General features: G+C 48.8%; 12 protein-coding genes. 10 read left to right on the forward strand and 2 right to left on the reverse strand.

Annotated features, from left to right (window positions below; genetic code table 11):
• Nucleotides 1-79 precede the first annotated feature (79 nt).
• Complete coding sequence (locus F0P94_RS13375) at nt 80-904, forward strand: DUF4476 domain-containing protein (protein ID WP_150904401.1); 825 nt, start codon at nt 80-82, stop codon at nt 902-904.
• Between the two features lie 287 nt (nt 905-1,191).
• On the opposite strand, the gene F0P94_RS13380 is transcribed toward F0P94_RS13375, so the two are convergent.
• Nucleotides 1,192-1,668 (reverse strand): DUF4293 domain-containing protein, encoded by a 477-nt coding sequence (locus F0P94_RS13380; RefSeq protein WP_150904402.1) that lies wholly within the window; start codon nt 1,666-1,668, stop codon nt 1,192-1,194.
• 64 nt (nt 1,669-1,732) lie between these two features.
• Here F0P94_RS13380 and F0P94_RS13385 point away from each other — a divergent pair, with 64 nt between their 5' ends.
• Nucleotides 1,733-2,935 carry a thiolase family protein gene (locus F0P94_RS13385; protein ID WP_150904403.1) on the forward strand — a complete coding sequence of 401 codons (1,203 nt, stop codon included), beginning with the start codon at nt 1,733-1,735 and terminating at the stop codon, nt 2,933-2,935.
• Between the two features lie 403 nt (nt 2,936-3,338).
• On the opposite strand, the gene F0P94_RS13390 is transcribed toward F0P94_RS13385, so the two are convergent.
• Entirely contained in the window at nt 3,339-7,100 is a 3,762-nt protein-coding gene (locus F0P94_RS13390) for a DUF3857 domain-containing protein (RefSeq protein WP_150904404.1), read from the reverse strand.
• 394 nt (nt 7,101-7,494) lie between these two features.
• On the opposite strand from F0P94_RS13390, the gene truA reads away from it, so the two are divergent.
• The 8 genes from truA to F0P94_RS13430 all read left to right on the forward strand — a co-directional run bounded on the left by truA (nt 7,495) and on the right by F0P94_RS13430 (nt 17,574).
• Nucleotides 7,495-8,292 carry a tRNA pseudouridine(38-40) synthase TruA gene (gene truA, locus F0P94_RS13395; protein WP_150904405.1) on the forward strand — a complete coding sequence of 266 codons (798 nt, stop codon included), beginning with the start codon at nt 7,495-7,497 and terminating at the stop codon, nt 8,290-8,292.
• Between the two features lie 137 nt (nt 8,293-8,429).
• Nucleotides 8,430-9,734 (forward strand): cystathionine gamma-synthase family protein, encoded by a 1,305-nt coding sequence (locus tag F0P94_RS13400; protein ID WP_150904406.1) that lies wholly within the window; start codon nt 8,430-8,432, stop codon nt 9,732-9,734.
• Between the two features lie 377 nt (nt 9,735-10,111).
• Entirely contained in the window at nt 10,112-10,546 is a 435-nt protein-coding gene (tnpA, locus tag F0P94_RS13405; protein WP_150904407.1) for an IS200/IS605 family transposase, read from the forward strand.
• Between the two features lie 35 nt (nt 10,547-10,581).
• Entirely contained in the window at nt 10,582-10,773 is a 192-nt protein-coding gene (locus F0P94_RS13410) for a hypothetical protein (protein WP_150904408.1), read from the forward strand.
• Nucleotides 10,751-12,523: an ABC transporter ATP-binding protein gene (locus tag F0P94_RS13415; RefSeq protein WP_150904616.1), complete on the forward strand. Its 1,773-nt coding sequence runs from the start codon at nt 10,751-10,753 to the stop codon at nt 12,521-12,523. Before F0P94_RS13410 ends, F0P94_RS13415 begins: the two co-directional genes overlap by 23 nt.
• A complete protein-coding gene (locus F0P94_RS13420) occupies nt 12,520-13,041 on the forward strand; it encodes a GyrI-like domain-containing protein (protein WP_150904409.1) in 522 nt (173 codons plus the stop codon). The genes F0P94_RS13415 and F0P94_RS13420 overlap by 4 nt, the downstream gene beginning before the upstream one ends.
• 406 nt (nt 13,042-13,447) lie before the next feature.
• The gene (locus tag F0P94_RS13425; RefSeq protein ID WP_150904410.1) at nt 13,448-14,077 is read left to right on the forward strand and encodes a response regulator; all 630 of its coding nucleotides are present in this window, start codon (nt 13,448-13,450) and stop codon (nt 14,075-14,077) included.
• A gap of 782 nt (nt 14,078-14,859) precedes the next feature.
• A complete protein-coding gene (locus F0P94_RS13430) occupies nt 14,860-17,574 on the forward strand; it encodes an Ig-like domain-containing protein (protein ID WP_150904411.1) in 2,715 nt (904 codons plus the stop codon).
• The last annotated feature ends 85 nt before the right edge of the window (nt 17,575-17,659 follow it).

The following is a 17,659-nucleotide window of genomic DNA, read 5'->3' on the forward strand; positions in this document are numbered from 1 at the left end:
GATACCCTTCAACCCACAGGTTCTGGCACAGTTTTGGGATTTAGCGCTTCATGCTACACAACTACTAAATCCTACCCATATGAAACGGTTTGCACTGGCTTTCTTCGTGATGGCCTTGTTCCTGAGCAACCTTGCCGCCCACGCAGCTGGCGCCACTTTTGCCACCCGGCAGGGTGAAATCTTTCAATTATTCCTGAACGGACGGCTTGTAAATGGTCCGGGTTCCAGTAATGTGAAAATAGATCGTTTACCGGCCGGACCATATAACCTGGAATTCCGGGTACCGGCCCGCCGTGGATATTTAACTTTCTGCACCAAAGTATTCCTGGCGCGCGGCTTCGAAACGAATTATGTGTTAATTCCGCCGGGCTATAACCGTAATTTTTTGCTGAAGAAAGTAAGCGTAGTTCCGTTACGCCCGCCGGTGTGCAATACCTGTCCGCCGCCGCGCCCGCACGGCCATGGCGGTTACAACGACCGCGATGTTTATGATGATTATGAACCTTATAGCAACCAGGGTGGCTACCATAACGAACCGCATAATCCGGGGAATAACTATAACGATGCGCCGAGCTATGGCAATAATTACAACGGCAATTCCGGCTACGGGCAGCCCCAAAATGTAATGAGCGCTTACGATGTAGACCTTTTAATGGAAAGCATCGGCCGGAAGAATTTTGAAAGCGGTAAACTGGAAGTCGCCAAACAGGCCCTGAGCAATACTTACATTCTGGCGGAAGATGCCAAAAAACTGATGCGCAAATTCAGCTTTGAAAGTACCCGGGTAGAGTTCGCCAAATTCGTTTACGCCCGCCTTTACGACCAGCAAAACTTCTACCGCGTCTACGATGCCTTCGAATTCGACAGCAGCATTTCCGAAGTAGAACGCTGGTTAGCGCGCTAGCGCGCGCCGATTGTTCGAATTTTCGATTGTTCGAACGTTCGACTTTTTTATTCGAAAACGGTATCGTTCTATCATTTTTAGCACTTAATAGCTAAAGCCTTTTTAAAGAATTAGGCCTATACAAAAAAGTCCCGCTGAAATAATCTCAGCGGGACTTTTTTATGCTGAAGGCATAGTGTTTTCAGGATGATTTTAAATCTGGTACTACTTGATCGTTTCTAAAACGATAGCGTTCTGACCAAAAAAAGTCGAACAATCGAATATCGAACAATCGAAAAATCGGCGCGCTAGCGCAAGCGGTCTACGGAACGTACCAGTTGCTCGTCGCGGCGGATGAAGCGGTTGGCCAGCATGTTCAGCAATAAAGCCAGCAGCGGCAGATAGAAAGCGGCTTCGCGTTCGCCGGGAGCGCCTTGTACCAGTTCCTCGCCTACGTACAGCGAATAATAAATTACCGCACCCAGTAAGCCGGCCAGTACCAGCGTGTTCAGCATTCCAAGCTTCATTTGGGTAATGCGGTTCTTGAATTGGAAGATCTCATACAAAGCGATGCCTGCCGCAATAATAGCCAGAATGCCAATGGCAATGGTGCTGGTGGAAGTAGGCGTAGCATCCGGTCCGGCTGGTTGCGATAAAGAAAAAGCGGTTAGGGTAGCGGTTTGCCCGGTAGTCGGATCGGTCTTAGACCAGATCGGGAGGAACAATAAGGCAACCATGCAAAGGGCCAGGAGGAGCAGAAATACAGATTGAATTCTTTGTATCATAATTAGGTTGTTTAACTTGCGGAATATTTGCAAAAGTAACCAAAGAAGCCTAAAAGAAAAATCTATGAATGCTGCTTATATTGTTGATATTGTAAGAACCCCGGTTGGTAAATTTGGCGGAACCCTCAGCTCCGTTCGTCCCGATGACCTGGCAGCGCACGTAATTAAGGAGTTAATGAAGCGTAACCCGGGTTTCGATGCGAACCTGCTGGAAGACGTAATTTTTGGCGCGGCCAACCAAGCCGGAGAAGATAACCGGAACGTAGCTCGCATGGCCTTGCTATTGGCCGGCTTACCGATGGAAATTGGCGGCGTAACCGTAAACCGTTTGTGCGCTTCCGGCCTGCAATCCATCATCGATGCTACCCGCGCTATTAAAGCCGGCGATGGCGTAGCATATTTAGCCGGCGGCGTGGAAAGCATGACCCGCGCGCCTTTCGTAATGGCCAAAGCCGAAACTGCTTTCTCCCGTACTCCGGAAATTTACGATACTACTATTGGCTGGCGCTTTACGAACAAAGGTTTAAGCAAACTGCACTACCCGTATTCCATGGGCGAAACGGCGGAGAACGTTGCCAAAAAATGGAACATCACCCGCGAAATGCAGGACGAATTTGCCTATAACTCTCAGCTAAAATACCAGGCAGCTGCCAAAGCCGGAAAGTTCGCCAATGAAATTGTGCCCGTAAGCATTCCGCAACGCAAAGGCGAGCCAATTGTTTTTGCCGTAGATGAACACCCAAGATTATCGCCAGTAGATAAACTAGCAGAATTAAGCCCGGCTTTTGTAAAGGAAAACGGTACCGTTACGGCCGGAAATTCCTCGGGTATTAACGACGGCGCGGCTGTAAGTTTAATTGTAGACGAAGAAACGCTGAAACGCTTCAACCTGAAACCGATCGCCCGGGTGGTAGCCACCGCCGTTGCCGGTGTAGATCCGGCTTATATGGGCATGGGCCCGGTGCCGGCCACGCAAAAAGCTCTGAAACGCGCCGGCTTAAGAGCTTCTGATCTCGATTTAATTGAGCTGAACGAAGCCTTCGCCTCCCAAGCTGTTGCCTGTGCTCAGGACCTGGAACTCGATCCGGCTAAAATAAACGTGAACGGCGGTTCTATTGCCATCGGTCATCCGCTGGGAGCCAGTGGTACCCGTATTACGGCTACGCTGCTGCACGAAATGCAGAAACGCGACAACGTAAAATACGGTCTGGCTTCGATGTGCATTGGTGTTGGCCAGGGGGCGGCTATTATTTATGAGAAGTGCTAAGCTGCCAGGTACTAAGCTGAATTTTATTTAATACAGGATCTTGATTAAAACAGGGGGTTCCTTCCGAAAAGGGCTGGAGACTTTACCTCTTTCCCCTCGGTCTGTGCCCTCACAGACCGAAGCACTGCAGTTAAAGGTTAAAAAGCTACCTGCTCATTAATGCATAATAAAGGCTTTGCCCGAAAATGGCGGAATTCCGAACTTCTTTTATAGTTTAGATTACAAACCATTGCTAATTTTTAAGGCCTCTGCTTCGGTCTGTGGGGCACAGACCGAGGTGATGGAAGCGCTTCGGAGCAGAACCAGGTTAGGATTTTTGTTTAAAAAAGTACCGTTTTTGAATAGCGACACAACAAAAAAGGGAAAGCAACTGCTTTCCCTTTTTTGTTGTGTCAGGCAAATGCTATTTCAGGGCAATTTGCCGGGCATCGGCGGTAATTACGTTGTTGTAGAACTTGCGGAATTCAGTAACGTTACCGGCCGGAATAAGGTCCTTTTTAAATTGCAGCTCGCGGGTAAATACCAGGGTTTTGTTCACCAGCTTGCAGGAAAGGGTATAATCGGCGTAGGCGCAGGAGTACTTTATGGTTTTCGGAACTTCCGCCAGGGTTTTGTTCGCCGGCAGGGTAATGGCAATCGTTTCCGTTTCCTTGTCGGTGAAGTTTACATCCGTCAGGTCTATCGGGAATTGGCGGTCGTCTTCCAGTACAAAATCGGCGGCAATGGCTTTGTTGCTCCAAGGCAGCGTGAACAACGAAAGGCCGCCCACTTCAGTAATCACGTTGCTGGCAGTAAATTCCAGGTCGTTGATAACGGTATCGGCGGTGCTTTCCAGGCCGGTATACTGTAGCTTGTTTAAGGTTACAGTCGGGTAAAGCGTTTTTAAGCCGTCCAGGGTCTGCTTTTCGCGTTCCTTTGTGCTTAAATTGCGAGATCGCTCTTTGGCGAAGGCTGCCATGGAAGCGGTTCTGATGTTCGTTTGTTTTACCGCAATATCCTTGTCTTTGATCGAGATCTCCGTTTTCCGGTTAATTGCGTTTGGTTTGCGCGTCGGGAAGTTCAGGTAACCGAGCTGGGCATTGTTGCCGGTTCCTATTTCCAGAATGCGGGAATTTAACGAAGAGCTGTAAAGGCTGCCGAAAGGAAGGTAGCTGGAGGTAAGCTCCACGTACTGTGGTTTATTATCGATCTCTACTTTAGCAATGCAATGGTTGAACTCTATGGTTGGCAGTTCCATGTCGTAAAGGCCGTTTTCCCGGGTGTTTACCAGTACCAGGCTGGCATCTATGCCTGCTTCCTTGCACATAGCCACAAATAAGGTAGAAACGTCTTTGCAGTCGCCTATCCGGGTATTGAGCACGGTAGCCGCTTTCTGTGGTACCAGCCCGCTTTGGCGGAACGAAACGGAGCTATAGGAAATGTTGGTGATAATATAATCGTAAATAGCTTTTACCTTGGCTTCGGCGCTTAAATTTTCCTTGCCTTTAAACAAATCGGATACTACTTCTTTTACCTCGAAATCGGCTTTGGCTTTGGAAGAAGCCAGGTCGGAATACCAGTTCGCTACAAAATTCCAGTCCGGAATGGAAGATAAGTACAGGGTCTGGCCGATATCGGCAAGTACTGGCATTTTGTCTTCCGGTTTCAGGCTGCCCTGCTGGGTTTTCTCCCAAACGTACAATTCAAAATCGTTATCGGCTTTGGTTTTCTTCGGTTCTAAAGGCCCCTGATTTACTTTGTACTGGAATTTTACGCCCGGCGCTATCAGCAAACTATACTTGGTGGTAAGGTAAGGCATGCCGTGGGTAAAATAATATTTGTCCCAGAAGTGCGCAGCCAGCTGGCCTTCCAGGTAGGTTTGCAGGCGGTGCGTAACGTGTATGGCATCGCCTACTTCCAGGTTGGTAAACACAATGTCGTTGCCGTTTGTTTCGGCCGGAACCTTGGTGCCATTGGCCTTTATTACTTCGGCTTTTTCAACCAGCAGGCGCTGGTAATTGTGGTAGGAAATGCTGTATTCTTTCCAGTCTTCCAGGCCTTTTGTATTCAGCACCTTTACCACGAAAATGCGTTTCTCTTCGGAAGCGCCGCCCGGGTAAACCACCCGCTGCACTTCGTCGTGCACGATCAGGCCTTTGTCTTCGGGGTAAGCGGCAGCAGCCGGGGCTGCTTTGGCCAGGGCATATACATCCACCGCCGGGAAATGTTCGAAAACATCTTTCTTGCCTTCCAGTTTGCGCAACTCCTTTATGCTGCTGTAGTCCGAGGGGTTGAGTTCGATGGCTTTTTTGTAGCAGTTAATAGCCTCGGTTTTGTTGCCTAGTGCATCTTTGGTGCGGCCCAGGTCTGCCCAGTACGAGCCGATGTAAGGCGAAATAACCAGGGTTTTGTTGTATGCTTCTTCGGCTTTCTTATAATTCTGCAGCGAAGAATAAATGTTTCCGATCTTGTGCTGAATGCCTACGGCCACCGGGCTTCCTGCCAGTGCCTGACCGTATAATTTCAGCCCTTCCGCTACATTGCCCCGCTCAAAATAATCGCCGGCCAGCAATTCGGCATTGCTGTAATTATCGTTGCGTTTCAGGAAAGATTTCATCAGGCTGGCAGAACCTGCCGTATTATTCCTTACCGATTTCTCTACCAGGTACTTCAGTTTTACAAAATACGGGTTGTTCGGGTATTGCGCGTAAGCCTGCTCGGCCAGCTTTATGATATCGGCCGATTGCTTATTGGCCGTTGCCAGCTCCATTTTCTTGTAAAGCACGTTCTCGTTGTTGCCGAAGAACTTCTCGATCTTGCCTAAAATCACCGCGGCGTTTTCGTAGTTCTCTTTGGCAAATTCGTCGCGGTACAACAGGTTCAGCGATAGCGGGTTCTCCGGATCGTGGTCTTTGAGCCATTCCAGGGAAGTAGCTGTTTGGGTGCGGTTGTCTTCTTTGGAATATACCTGCAGCAGCAGGCTCAGGATATAGCTCGATTCCGGGGCCAGTTTCTGAGCCGCCAGAAAAGCTTTGCGGGCCTCGAAGGTTTTCTCCTGCCGGAGGTAGGTTTGCCCGAGCAGTACGTAATTTATGGCTTTGTTCGGCTCTTTCTTTATAAGCTGTTCAAAATATTCTTCGGCAAAAACCGGGATGCTGCTGGCCTGGTAACCGGTTTCGGCAGTATAGGCCTGGGGCGCTTTGGAAAAGGCCAGGCCGCTAACCGGTTTTCCGGCCGCATCGGTAATGCGGGCCATAAAATTGGAGCGGTTCGCATAGCTTTCGCCCACTTGGATCAGGATGCGGTTATAGCCTTTATTCAGCTTTATTTTGGTGAGGTAGGTATCGAGGTCGTTGTTGCGCTCTTCGGCTTCGCTTAGTACCAATTTGTCGTTCACCCATGCTTTTAAGGAGCCCGAAACGCCGGTACGGAGCTGTACTTCCTGGTCTGCCGGACTACTTACAAAGGTCTGGGCGTAAATAACGGAGTTGTGGGTGTAGAAATGGTAGGTAAAGTCGATCCAGCGGTCGTGGCGGTAAGCCGGCAGGTTAAACCACGAAACCGACGCGCCGTTTTTGTTGATGAAAGGGTTTTTGGCGTCGGCCTGTTTTACCGGGCCGTAATCTTTGTGGAAGCCGCTGGCCGAAATGTTTTCGAATTCACCAACCAGCTGCCAGTCAGTAATGGCGCCTAATTGTTTGTATTCGTTTTCGGCAGCCGATAAATTGTTAATGGCTTCGAAGTGGTTGCCCAGCATGCTGTGCGCCATGGCCAGCATGGTACCGTTTGCATTCGGGTCTTTGGCCAGGTTTTTCAGGAAGGTGATCTGGGCCGGGCTTTTTCTGCCGCCGCCAGCCATTACCGATTCCGTGCCCCATAAGGCAAAGGTATAAGGGTAGGAGTTGGGCTGGGAGCCGGCAAAACGGGCATATTCATTAAAAGCTTCTTCGCCGGTGCGGTCTATGGTGGCAAGCAGCGAAAGGCCTAAATGGGCTTCTGCTTTACTGGCTGGTTGCTGGGCGGCTTTCTGAAATAAGGTGCGGGCCTGGTTGCGGTCGTTGGCATAAAAGCTTTTCCAGGCGGCTTCGGTGCCGTCCTGGGCATGGACCAGAAGGCCGGTAGGGGCAAGCAGGCTGAGCAACAGGAGCTTGCGGGCGTGCCGGGTAAGGGGTGAAAAGTTAAGCATAACGTAAAAGATTAATTGGATAATGAACGGGCAAGCATCCTTCCCGGCAGGTACGAAAGCCTTTTTCAGGAGAATAAAACAAAACCTGCCTGTAAGATAGGAAATGTTTTAAATGTGTGCAGGCAAGTTGTTATCTTTTTTTTCTTCCGGCTGTTATCTTTTTTCTTTCCTGATTTGCAGGTTCTTTCTTCCGCTAATTGCCGGCAGCCTTAGAAAATATGCGGAAAACCCTGAAAATAATTAATTTACAGGTAAGGGAGGCGAAGCAGGGTATGGCGGCGCCCGGTCATTGAAAAAGCAGCATTCACCTTGCCAGTCAGTTCTTTATCCGGAAAGCAGGGCGATTCCCGGATTTTCAGTTACCCAATCAAAAGGAAAAAAGTATCTTTGCCCTATGCGGTACTTTCTTCACATATCCTACGACGGCACGCGCTATAACGGCTGGCAATTGCAGCCCAATGCGCGCGGCGTGCAGCAGATACTGAACGAAAGCCTGCAAACCATTTTTCAGACCGAAATAAATACCGTTGGCAGCGGCCGCACCGATACCGGCGTGCATGCTGCCGAGCAATTCGTGCACCTCGATCTGCCACTGGAGCTAAACCCGGAAGAAACGGTATTTCGCATTAATAAGATCCTGCCGAAGGATATTTCCCTGAACGCAATTTGCCAGGTTGGACCTGAAGCACACGCCCGTTTCGATGCCATTTCCCGCACCTATGAATACCGCATCAGTTTAAAGAAAAACCCGTTCCTGGCCGATTTTGCCTATTATTTAAGCCGGAAGCCGGACGTGGAAAAGATGAACGAAGCAGCCCAATATTTATTAGGCTACGAAGACTTTACCGCGTTTTCGAAAGTAAAAGGCGATACCAAACATTATAATTGCCATATTTACGAAGCGCACTGGCGCGAAGAAACCGATGCGTTGGTTTTCACCATCCGCGCCAACCGGTTTTTGCGGGGCATGGTAAGGCTGGTGGTAGGTACGTTGCTGAGCGTGGGGAAAGGAAAGATTTCGGTAAGCCAGTTTCAGCAGATCATTAAGAGCCAGGACCGGAGCAAAGCCAGCGGCGCGGCGCCCCCGGAAGGCTTGTTCCTGACTAAAGTAGAATACCCGGAGCATTACTTCGAAGAGCAGAAAAAGCTTTTTTACCACCACCTCAACGCTGCCCCTGCCGGAGAAAGTTAAAGCAGACACAGGTATCAGGACATTCGTATCAAGACTGATGAAAAGTAATATCTGATATGTACGCCTGACTTTGAGGGGCTGAAACCCTATCGTTTTAAGATCACATTAGCACATTAAAAAATTAGCATATTAAAGTTATGATATCCGAAGACAATAAGTATACCCAGTATCTGAATGGTCGCAAGTTCCGCCCCGAAAGCTTAATGATGAGCTACGGCTACCGTCCGGAACTATCACAGGGTGCTATTAAAAGCCCGATTTTCCAGACTTCTACTTTCGTTTTCGATTCGGCGGAGCACGGCAAAGCCTTTTTTGAACTGGCTTACGGCTTACGCGAAAAAGAAGAAAAGGAAGAAATGGGCCTTATTTACAGCCGCCTGAACAATCCCGACCTGGAGATCCTGGAAAACCGGTTATGTCTTTGGGATGAAGCGGAAGATGCGGCGGTTTTTGCCAGCGGCATGGCGGCCACCAGTACCGCTTTGCTGGCCTTGCTGAACCCCGGCGATGTAATTCTGCACAGCGAACCGATCTATGGCGGCTCCGATTATTACGTAAAAAATATCCTGAAGAAATTCGGCATCACGGCCGTTGGTTTTAATGCCAATCTGCCGGTAGAAGAAGTAGAAAAGATCATTCAGGAAAAGAATATCGGTGGAAACCTGGCCATGATCTTTATCGAAACGCCTGCTAACCCGACCAACCACCTGGTAGACATTCAGGCTTGCGCCGAACTGGCGAAAAAATACTCCCGTGCCGATAAAAAAGTACTGGTAATGGTGGATAATACCTTCTTAGGTCCGGTTTTCCAGCACCCCTTAAAGCACGGCGCCGACCTGATCGTTTACTCCGCAACCAAATTCATTGGTGGTCACTCCGATCTTATTGCCGGTGCTTGTTTAGGCTCAGCCGAATTAATGAAGCAGGTGAAAGGCATGCGTACCTTCTCCGGCTCCATGGCTAGTCCTTGGGATGGCTGGATGATGATGCGGAGCCTGGAAACGCTGAAGATCCGGATGGAACGTATGGCCCAGAACGCAGCCGTGGTTGCCGACTTCCTGGCCAAGCACCCGAAAGTAGAGCGGATGCACTACCTGGGCATGCTCGACGACAAACCGCAACAGAAAGCTATTTTCGAAAAGCAATGCTTATCGGCCGGCTCCATGATCTCTTTCGATATTCAAGGCGGTGAGGCAGAAGCTTTTAAATTCCTGAACAGCCTGAAACTGATAAAGCTGGCCGTAAGCTTAGGCGGTACCGAATCCTTAGCCGAACACCCGGCCTCCATGACCCACTCCGATATTATACCGGCAGATCGCACCGTAATGGGCATCGGCGAAAATATGGTGCGCTTGTCTATTGGCGTTGAACACCCGGAAGATATTATTGCTGACATCGAGCAGGCCCTGGCTGCTGTGGAGATTGGCGTAATGGCCGTTTAATTTCGCGCTATATGCTGCTGAAGACCTCACAGGTTTCCGAAACCTGTGAGGTCTTTTTTATTGGCGGTTCTGTCTTTTTAAGGGTGAGGAGCTACTATTTCGGCGGTTTTGTTTTGAGCTTTTAGTTGAAGGTGCTGCTTGTCCGTCAGCTAAAGCAGACGGCAATGAATTTTCGGAATACGATTTTAGCTGTTTCTTTTATGGCTATTTGCCTTGACCATTTAGTAAAGCTTTCTCCTGAATCACATCTTTGTCGATATTTCCAAACATGGAAAACACTTTGAACTAAATTGTAGTAAAACCTTCATTGCCGTCTGCTTTAGCTGACGGTTTTAAAGAATTCAAATTTCGGCTTTAGCCAAACATAATCAGCTGCCATGTCCTTCGTGAAAATCTGGGTACATGTGGTTTTCTCAACTAAGAACCGGGAACCTTGGCTCAGAAAAGAAATCAGGCCAATAGTTTTTAAGCACATAGCCGAAAATTGCAGAGAGAAAGAAATATTCCTTCAGGCTATTAACGGTTATGTAGAACATATTCATTGCCTCATTTCTTTAGGCAAAGACCAGAATATTTCGAAAGTGGTGCAGCTAGTTAAAGGCGAATCTGCCCATTGGATGAACAAAGAAACGCTGCTTCCGGAGAAATTTAGCTGGCAGGATGATTACTTTGCAGTCTCCATTGGCGAATCACAATTGGAAACGGTAGTGAAGTACATCAAAAATCAGGAAGTACATCATGCAAGGAAATCTTTTGAAGAAGAAGTTAATGCGTTTATGCAGAAATATGGCTGGCAGCAAATCCGAAATTAATTGATCAGGTAAAATAGTTTAGGCTAAAGCCTGTTTTGAATTCTTTTAATCCGTTGGTTAAAACCAACGGCAATGAAGAAGAATTATCTGAGATTGATTCTGGGGAAAATTCATTGCCGTCTGCTTCAGCTGACGGAACTTCTAACTACCAACCAAATTCCCGTATCTTTGCAGGCATAAAAACCGGCCTTGCGCCTTTTCCCCGTGGAACAAACCCAAAGCAATAAAACCGGCAAAGCATTCGACAGCGACGTGCTCAAAAGGCTCTTCGTGTTTGTGCGGCCGTACAGCAAAATATTTTACTTCCTTATCATCCTGACCTTTGGTTCGGCGGTGCTCGGAACCATCCGGCCCTTCCTGATCCAGTACACCGTAGATGAGTACATCCTTCCGGGGAATATGGTGGGGCTAAACCAGATGTTCATCTGGCTGGGCGTTTTGCTGGTGGCACATACGCTGGTATCATACCTGCACACGTATTACGCCGGATGGCTGGGGCAGAACGTAGTGCGCGACATCCGCGTGAAACTTTACCGCCATATTCTGAAGCTTCGCCTGAAATTTTACGACCGCACACCAATTGGTACCCTGGTTACCCGTAACGTTTCCGACGTAGAAACGCTTTCCGACGTATTCAGCGAAGGCTTGGCGGCGATGATCGGCGATGTGCTGCAGCTGGTTTTTATTCTGGGCTACATGCTCTACCTCGATTGGAAACTGACACTGGTAAGCTTGTGTACTTTCCCGCTGTTGTTTGTAAGTACCTATGTTTTCAAGGAGAAAGTAAAGAAGTCGTTCCAGGAAGTGCGTACGGCGGTGGCTTCGCTCAATTCTTTTGTGCAGGAACATATTACCGGCATGAGCATCGTGCAGATCTTCAACAACGAAGAACGCGAATACAAGAAATTTACCGAGATCAATAAAACGCATACCGAAGCCAACATCCGTTCGGTACTGTATTATTCCATTTATTTCCCGGTAGCCGAAGTAATTGGCGCGGCCGGCACCGGCTTGCTGGTCTGGTACGGCGCTAAAGGCGTGATCGATCATGAAGTTACCCTGGGTACGCTCATTGCCTTCATCATGTATATTGCGATGTTCTTCCGCCCGATCCGGCAAATTGCCGACCGGTTCAATACCTTGCAGTTAGGCGTAGTAAGTACCGAAAGAATTTTAAAGCTGCTGGACAGCAACGAACTCATTTCCGATTCCGGCACTTTTAAACCTGAAACTATTAAAGGCGACGTGAAATTCGATAACGTGTGGTTTGCTTACAACGACGAAGAATACGTGCTAAAGGGTATCAGTTTCAAGGTAAAAAGTGGCCAGACGGTAGCCTTGGTAGGAGCCACCGGCGCGGGCAAAACTTCCATCATTAATTTATTAAGCCGGTTCTACGAAATAAACAAAGGCACCATTTCCATAGACGGCCACGACCTGAAAGAATACGACCTCGACGAACTTCGCCGGCACATCGGTTTGGTTTTGCAGGACGTTTTCCTCTTCTCCGGTACCATTGCCGACAACATCAGCCTGGGCAATAAAGCCATTACCGAAGCCCAGATGTGGGAAGCTGCCGATCTGGTAGGAGCCCGGAAATTTATCGAGCGCCTGCCGGGTGGTTTGCACTACAACGTAATGGAGCGCGGCGCCACGCTTTCGGTAGGGCAGCGGCAGCTTATTTCCTTCGTGCGCGCCATGGTCTACGATCCCAAGATCATCATTCTCGACGAGGCCACTTCCAGCGTAGATTCCGAAACCGAAGAACTCATCCGCTTTGCCATTGAAAAACTGATGCAGGGCCGCACCTCCATTGTAATTGCCCACCGCCTCAGCACCATTCAGCGCGCCGATAAAATTATTGTAATGGAACGCGGCGAAATAAAAGAAACCGGCACCCACGACGAACTCCTGAAACTGAACGGCTATTACGCCCAGCTTCACCAAATGCAATACAAAAACGTGTTAGACGTATGAACAACAAGAAATTTTTAGGCATTATTCTTATCCTTATTCTGGCCGCCGCCGGCGCTTATGCCTACCTGGGCGGCTTTGCCAAGCCGGAAGTCAGCCGGGTTACCACTTCCGAGATTTTTGTGGCCGGAAAAGCGTACCAGGGGCCGGTAAAAAGCGAGGCCTTTGGCAAACTGTTTCAGGAAGCCGGGAAACTGGTGGCAGAAGGAGCGATAACCGGCGATCCGGGAAATATTTTCTACAACGATCCGGAAAAACACAAAGATTCCATCAATGCTTTTGTAGGCGTGATCATTTCCGATCCGAAAACATCGCTGCCAGCCGGTTACGAAGTGCGGAGCGTTCCGGCCGGGAAGAAAGCCGTGCAGGGCACCATCGATGCTCATTCCATTATTTCCCCGAGCAAAGTGTACGACGCCATTTTCAAGTTCGCCAAAGACCAGCACATTACGCTGCAGGATTACTTTGTAGAGCGTTACCCGAACAGCCATCGCGCCGAAATACTGGTGCTCGAAAAATAAGCCCGCCTAAGAGCAGGAGTGTTTCATGCTGGCTAATGACTATCCCCTCGAGGGGATCATAGGGGTGTTAACACGTTATCTGATAACCATCAGCAGGTGTAAACACCAATTTCATGCTTAGGGGGAGAATACTTTGGATAAAACAGCCCTGCTCCTGAGAAGGAATCTGATCGAAAGCCGTTTTATGAATTTATTAATTTTTTAACGGAATCCGGGCTGAAAAGGTGAATAGTGATTTTTGTTTTTCCGGATAAGCGGCATTTACGGTTGGTTTATAGTAATTAAAAGTTGTTATTTGTGTAAAAGCCTGAACTTCAACGTGCGTTAAGGCTTATTATTGTGCGGCAGTTTGGCAAATTGCTGCAGTTTTCATAACTTTATACACTCAAAGCGGAAAGTGTAAGTCATGACGACTATAGGAATAATTGAAGATGATGCCGTAATACGCGAAGGGTTAAGAACGTATCTGAACCGTTTGCCGGATTATCGCTGTGTGGTAGTGGCCGGGTCGGTAGAACATTTTCTGGAAGCGCCGCTTACGGATGAGCCCGTAAAAGTGCTGCTATTAGATATCGGGCTGCCGGGTATGTCCGGCTTAGACGGTTTGAAGCTCTTAAAGCAACACCTGCCGCACGCCAAAGTGATCATGAGCACCGGCAACGACGAATCGACCTATATTTTTCGTTCCTTCAACGCCGGCGCCAATGGGTATTTATTCAAGAAGAACCTGTTTGCCGAAGTCCGGAATGCCATCGAATCGGTTATCGACGGCCATGCCTACCTGTCGCCGATCGTTACCCGCAAAGTCCTCGATTTTTTCAACGCCCCGCCAACCGAACAGATTGAGATCACCGCGCGCGAACGCCAGATCGTGCAGTGCCTGGTTGATGGCCTGAGCTACAAACTCATTGCCGACCGCCTCGATATCTCCCTCGATACGGTACGCTTTCACCTCAAAAATCTCTACAAGAAGCTCCGGGTAAACAGCAAATCCGAAGTAGTTTCCAAAGCCCTGAAATCCAATCTGGTTTCGTAATACACAGTCAAGTTAATTATAATCTGCTTGGCGGGATTTTCAATCCCGTCTTAACCGAGCCGTGGGATTTATAATCCCACTTTTTAAAAATTAAGTTGGCTGTGTATTAGGCAGGTTGCTTGAAGCAGCGTAAATCCAATGCTTAGCTTAGTCTGGTGGCGAAGGCAGTTATCCTTGTTCTTTACATTTACAAGTCAATGTTGTCGGTTTTATTGGGCAAAAGCCTTTTTGTCTGAATCAGAATTTTCAGAATTTCCGGAATTTTCAGAATTATAGAATTTGCAAAATACTGCCGGTCAAACTTTCTGTTTTCAGTAGAAGATTTGAGCAGGAACGTGTCTTCCTTGGGCTCCCCTCTTTTTCAAGGAGGGGCAGGGGTGGTTCTGTGTCAGGTTGAACATTTCGAATGCTTCCAGGAATAAAAAGAACGCTAAAGTAGGAGAATATTTACTTCAAAATCGACTATAAACACCTATCCTCTAAATTATTTCAAATAAACCTACAGCCAAAGATTCCCTCTTCAAACCAACTTCTTCACTTGTGAAAAAGAAACGCCGACCTTGAAATTTCATAGGTTCAGCACTATTTCGGGTAACCAAAACAGTAGCATTTTAGCCGGAAAATGTAAAAGGTTTCTTCTGAAGCGTGTTCTGCTACCCAAACATGTAGTTGTGCGGTGTTGCTTAAATAGGGAAATTTAGTGAAAAGAATAAAGAATTTAAGCTTTACACAAGGAAAAATTGCATTAAAGGAATTATTCAGACCCTATCAAACCAGCAATTATGACAAAACATCTACTAACCCTGAAAAATGTCTTGGGAGGCCGGCGCTTTCGTGCCGCTTCCCGGCAACGGAGCTTTGCTCCCCGTCACGACCAGAAAAATGCAGGACTGCTTTCCTCCAAGAGGCTGCTTCTGCTGCTGATTGCCGTATTGTTCAGCATCAACACCTATGCCTCGCACTACAAAGGCGGACAGATTACTTACCAGAGCCTGGGAGGCGGAACTTACAAGGTTTCGATTAAAAGCTACTGGCGCAGCGCCTTGCCGGGCAGCGTAATTCCGACTTACTCGGGCAGTCCGATCCTGAACACGAACTTAAGCACGGTGTCGCTTACGCCGCTGCCGGATGGGGTTACTGTAGAGAAAGTGGAACAGCAAACTGTAACCTGGCAGCAGCCGGGCCTGCACACCATTAGCTGGACGAGCTGCTGCCGCGTAAGCGGGGGCGCTAACTTTGCGCAGAACCTGGACATGGGCCTTTTTGCCGCCGTAAATTACGATCCGGCCAATCCGAGCTCCTCGCCACAGTTTTACGACCTGCCGGTGTTCAACTACGCTTCCAACGTGCCGCTTTCGTTCAGCTTCAACAACTCCGATCCGGAAAACCACGAACAGCAGTACACCCTGAACATTCCGTATGGCGTTTCCGGTAATCCGTATGCAAGCATGCTGGCTAGCGGCTTTTCCATTGCCAACAACGGTACCGTTTCCTGGACTAACCCGCAACAAGGCGTTTGGCTGGTAAACGTGAAACTGGAAGAAAAAATAAACGGGGTGCTGACTGGCGCTTATGTGTACCGCGACTTCATGCTGAACATTTTCCCTACTACCAACCATGCACCGGCAATAACTGCTATTGCACCACAAACTGTATTAGAAGGCCAGCCGTTGCAATTCACCGTAAATGCTTCCGATCCGGACCGTAACCTGGTTGCCCTTCGTGCCAGTGGCTTACCAATGGTTATGGGGGCCACTTTCGTGCAGAACGGCTCTAGCAGCACGCCAAACGGTACTTTCACCTGGACGCCGCCAACCGGCGCTGCAGGTACTTACTCCCTGCAATTTGTAGCTACCGATAATGTGACATCTCCGCTTTCTGCCCAGATCACCGTACCGGTTACAGTTGTTTCTCCGGCTCCTCCTTGCAACCTGAGTGCTACCGCGGCCATCACCAGCGTGCCTTGCGGCAATAATGGCAACGAAGGCACTATATCTGTTTCTGCTTCAGGCGGAACAACTTATCAGTACTCCATCGATGGAGGGTTAACGTACCAGAATTCTAACGTGTTCAGTAACCTGGCTCCGGGTACATACCAGGTAGTAGCCCAGGAAGGTTCCTGCACTTCGGCGGTAGAAACCGTAACCATTGTAGCGAATCCGCTACCAGTAGTTACCCTGAACAGCTTTGGCCGCTTCTGTATTAATGGCGGAGTTGTTACCTTAGCCGGTGGTCAGCCGCTGGGTGGTACGTATTCCGGACCGGGCGTAAGCAATGGTGTATTTGATCCGGTTGCTGCCGGTGCTGGTACGCATACTATTTCCTATACCTACACCAACAGCAATGGCTGCTCGAATACTTCTACAGCTACTATAACCGTAAATCCGCTGCCAAGCATTACGCTGCATAACTTAGGTTCCGTTTGCGTTTCGGCTCCGGCCTTCTCGCTTACTCAGGGCGTACCGCCGGGAGGTTCTTACTTTGGCGCCGGCGTAAGTAACGGCATCTTCGATCCGGCGGCTGCCGGCGTAGGCACCCACACTGTTACCTATGTTTTCACCGACAGCCTTGGTTGCACTATTTCTGCTTCTCAGGATATTGTAGTTAATCCGTTGCCGGTTGTTTCGTTTGGTGCGGTAGCCAGCGTTTGTAACAATGCGGCGCCGTTTGCCCTTACCCAGGGCCAGCCTGCCGGCGGAACGTATGCCGGACCAGGCGTAACGAACGGTGTTTTCTCCGCTGCTGCTGCCGGTGCGGGTACCCATACTATTACTTATAACTATGTAAATGCTTCGGGATGTGCTTCTTCTGCTACCCAAACCATTAGAGTGAACTCCCTGGTGCAGGCCGATGCCGGTGCTGATAAAACCGTTTACAAAGGTTATGCTCCAACGCAATGCGCAACTTTAACGGCTTCTGCTGCCGGCGGCGCCGGTAATTATACTTACCTCTGGAGCAACGGCGCTACCACTGCTGCTATCAGTGTTTGCCCGTCTGTTACTACTGCGTACACCGTAACGGTAACAGATGCTATGGGCTGTACTTCATCCGATCAGGTAGCTGTTTTAGTTGTAGATGCCACTTGTGGGAATAAAAACGACAAAGTGCTGGTTTGCCATAACGGTCAGGAGATATGCATATCAGCCAACGCCGTGAAGGCGCATTTAGCCCACGGCGATTACCTGGGAAGCTGTGAGACCTCTAAAAAAGGAAACGGAAATATTCGTGTACAGGGCGGAATAGTACTGCAGGCAATGCCGAATCCGTTTGATCAGAACACTACGGTTACTTTTACCATGCCGGAAGCCGGAAACTATACCCTGGAGATCTACGACCTGAAAGGCATGCTGGTGAAGCGCGTGGCCGAAGGAGTAGCCCAGGCTAACGAGCAGCGTTCGGTAGAAGTTAAAGGTACTGAATGGCCGAAGGGTATTTACATGGCCCGTTTGGTTACCTCCAGCGAAATCAAGGTTACCAGACTGATGCTGGTAAAGTAAATTTTGGTTGTTGAATGTTTTTAAAACCGGCTGCTTCCTGGCAGCCGGTTTTTTTATTTCAGGAAACGCCTGTGACTTTGCTGAG

It is taken from the genome of Adhaeribacter soli, from assembly GCF_008727925.1.
Lineage (GTDB): Bacteria > Bacteroidota > Bacteroidia > Cytophagales > Hymenobacteraceae > Adhaeribacter_A > Adhaeribacter_A soli.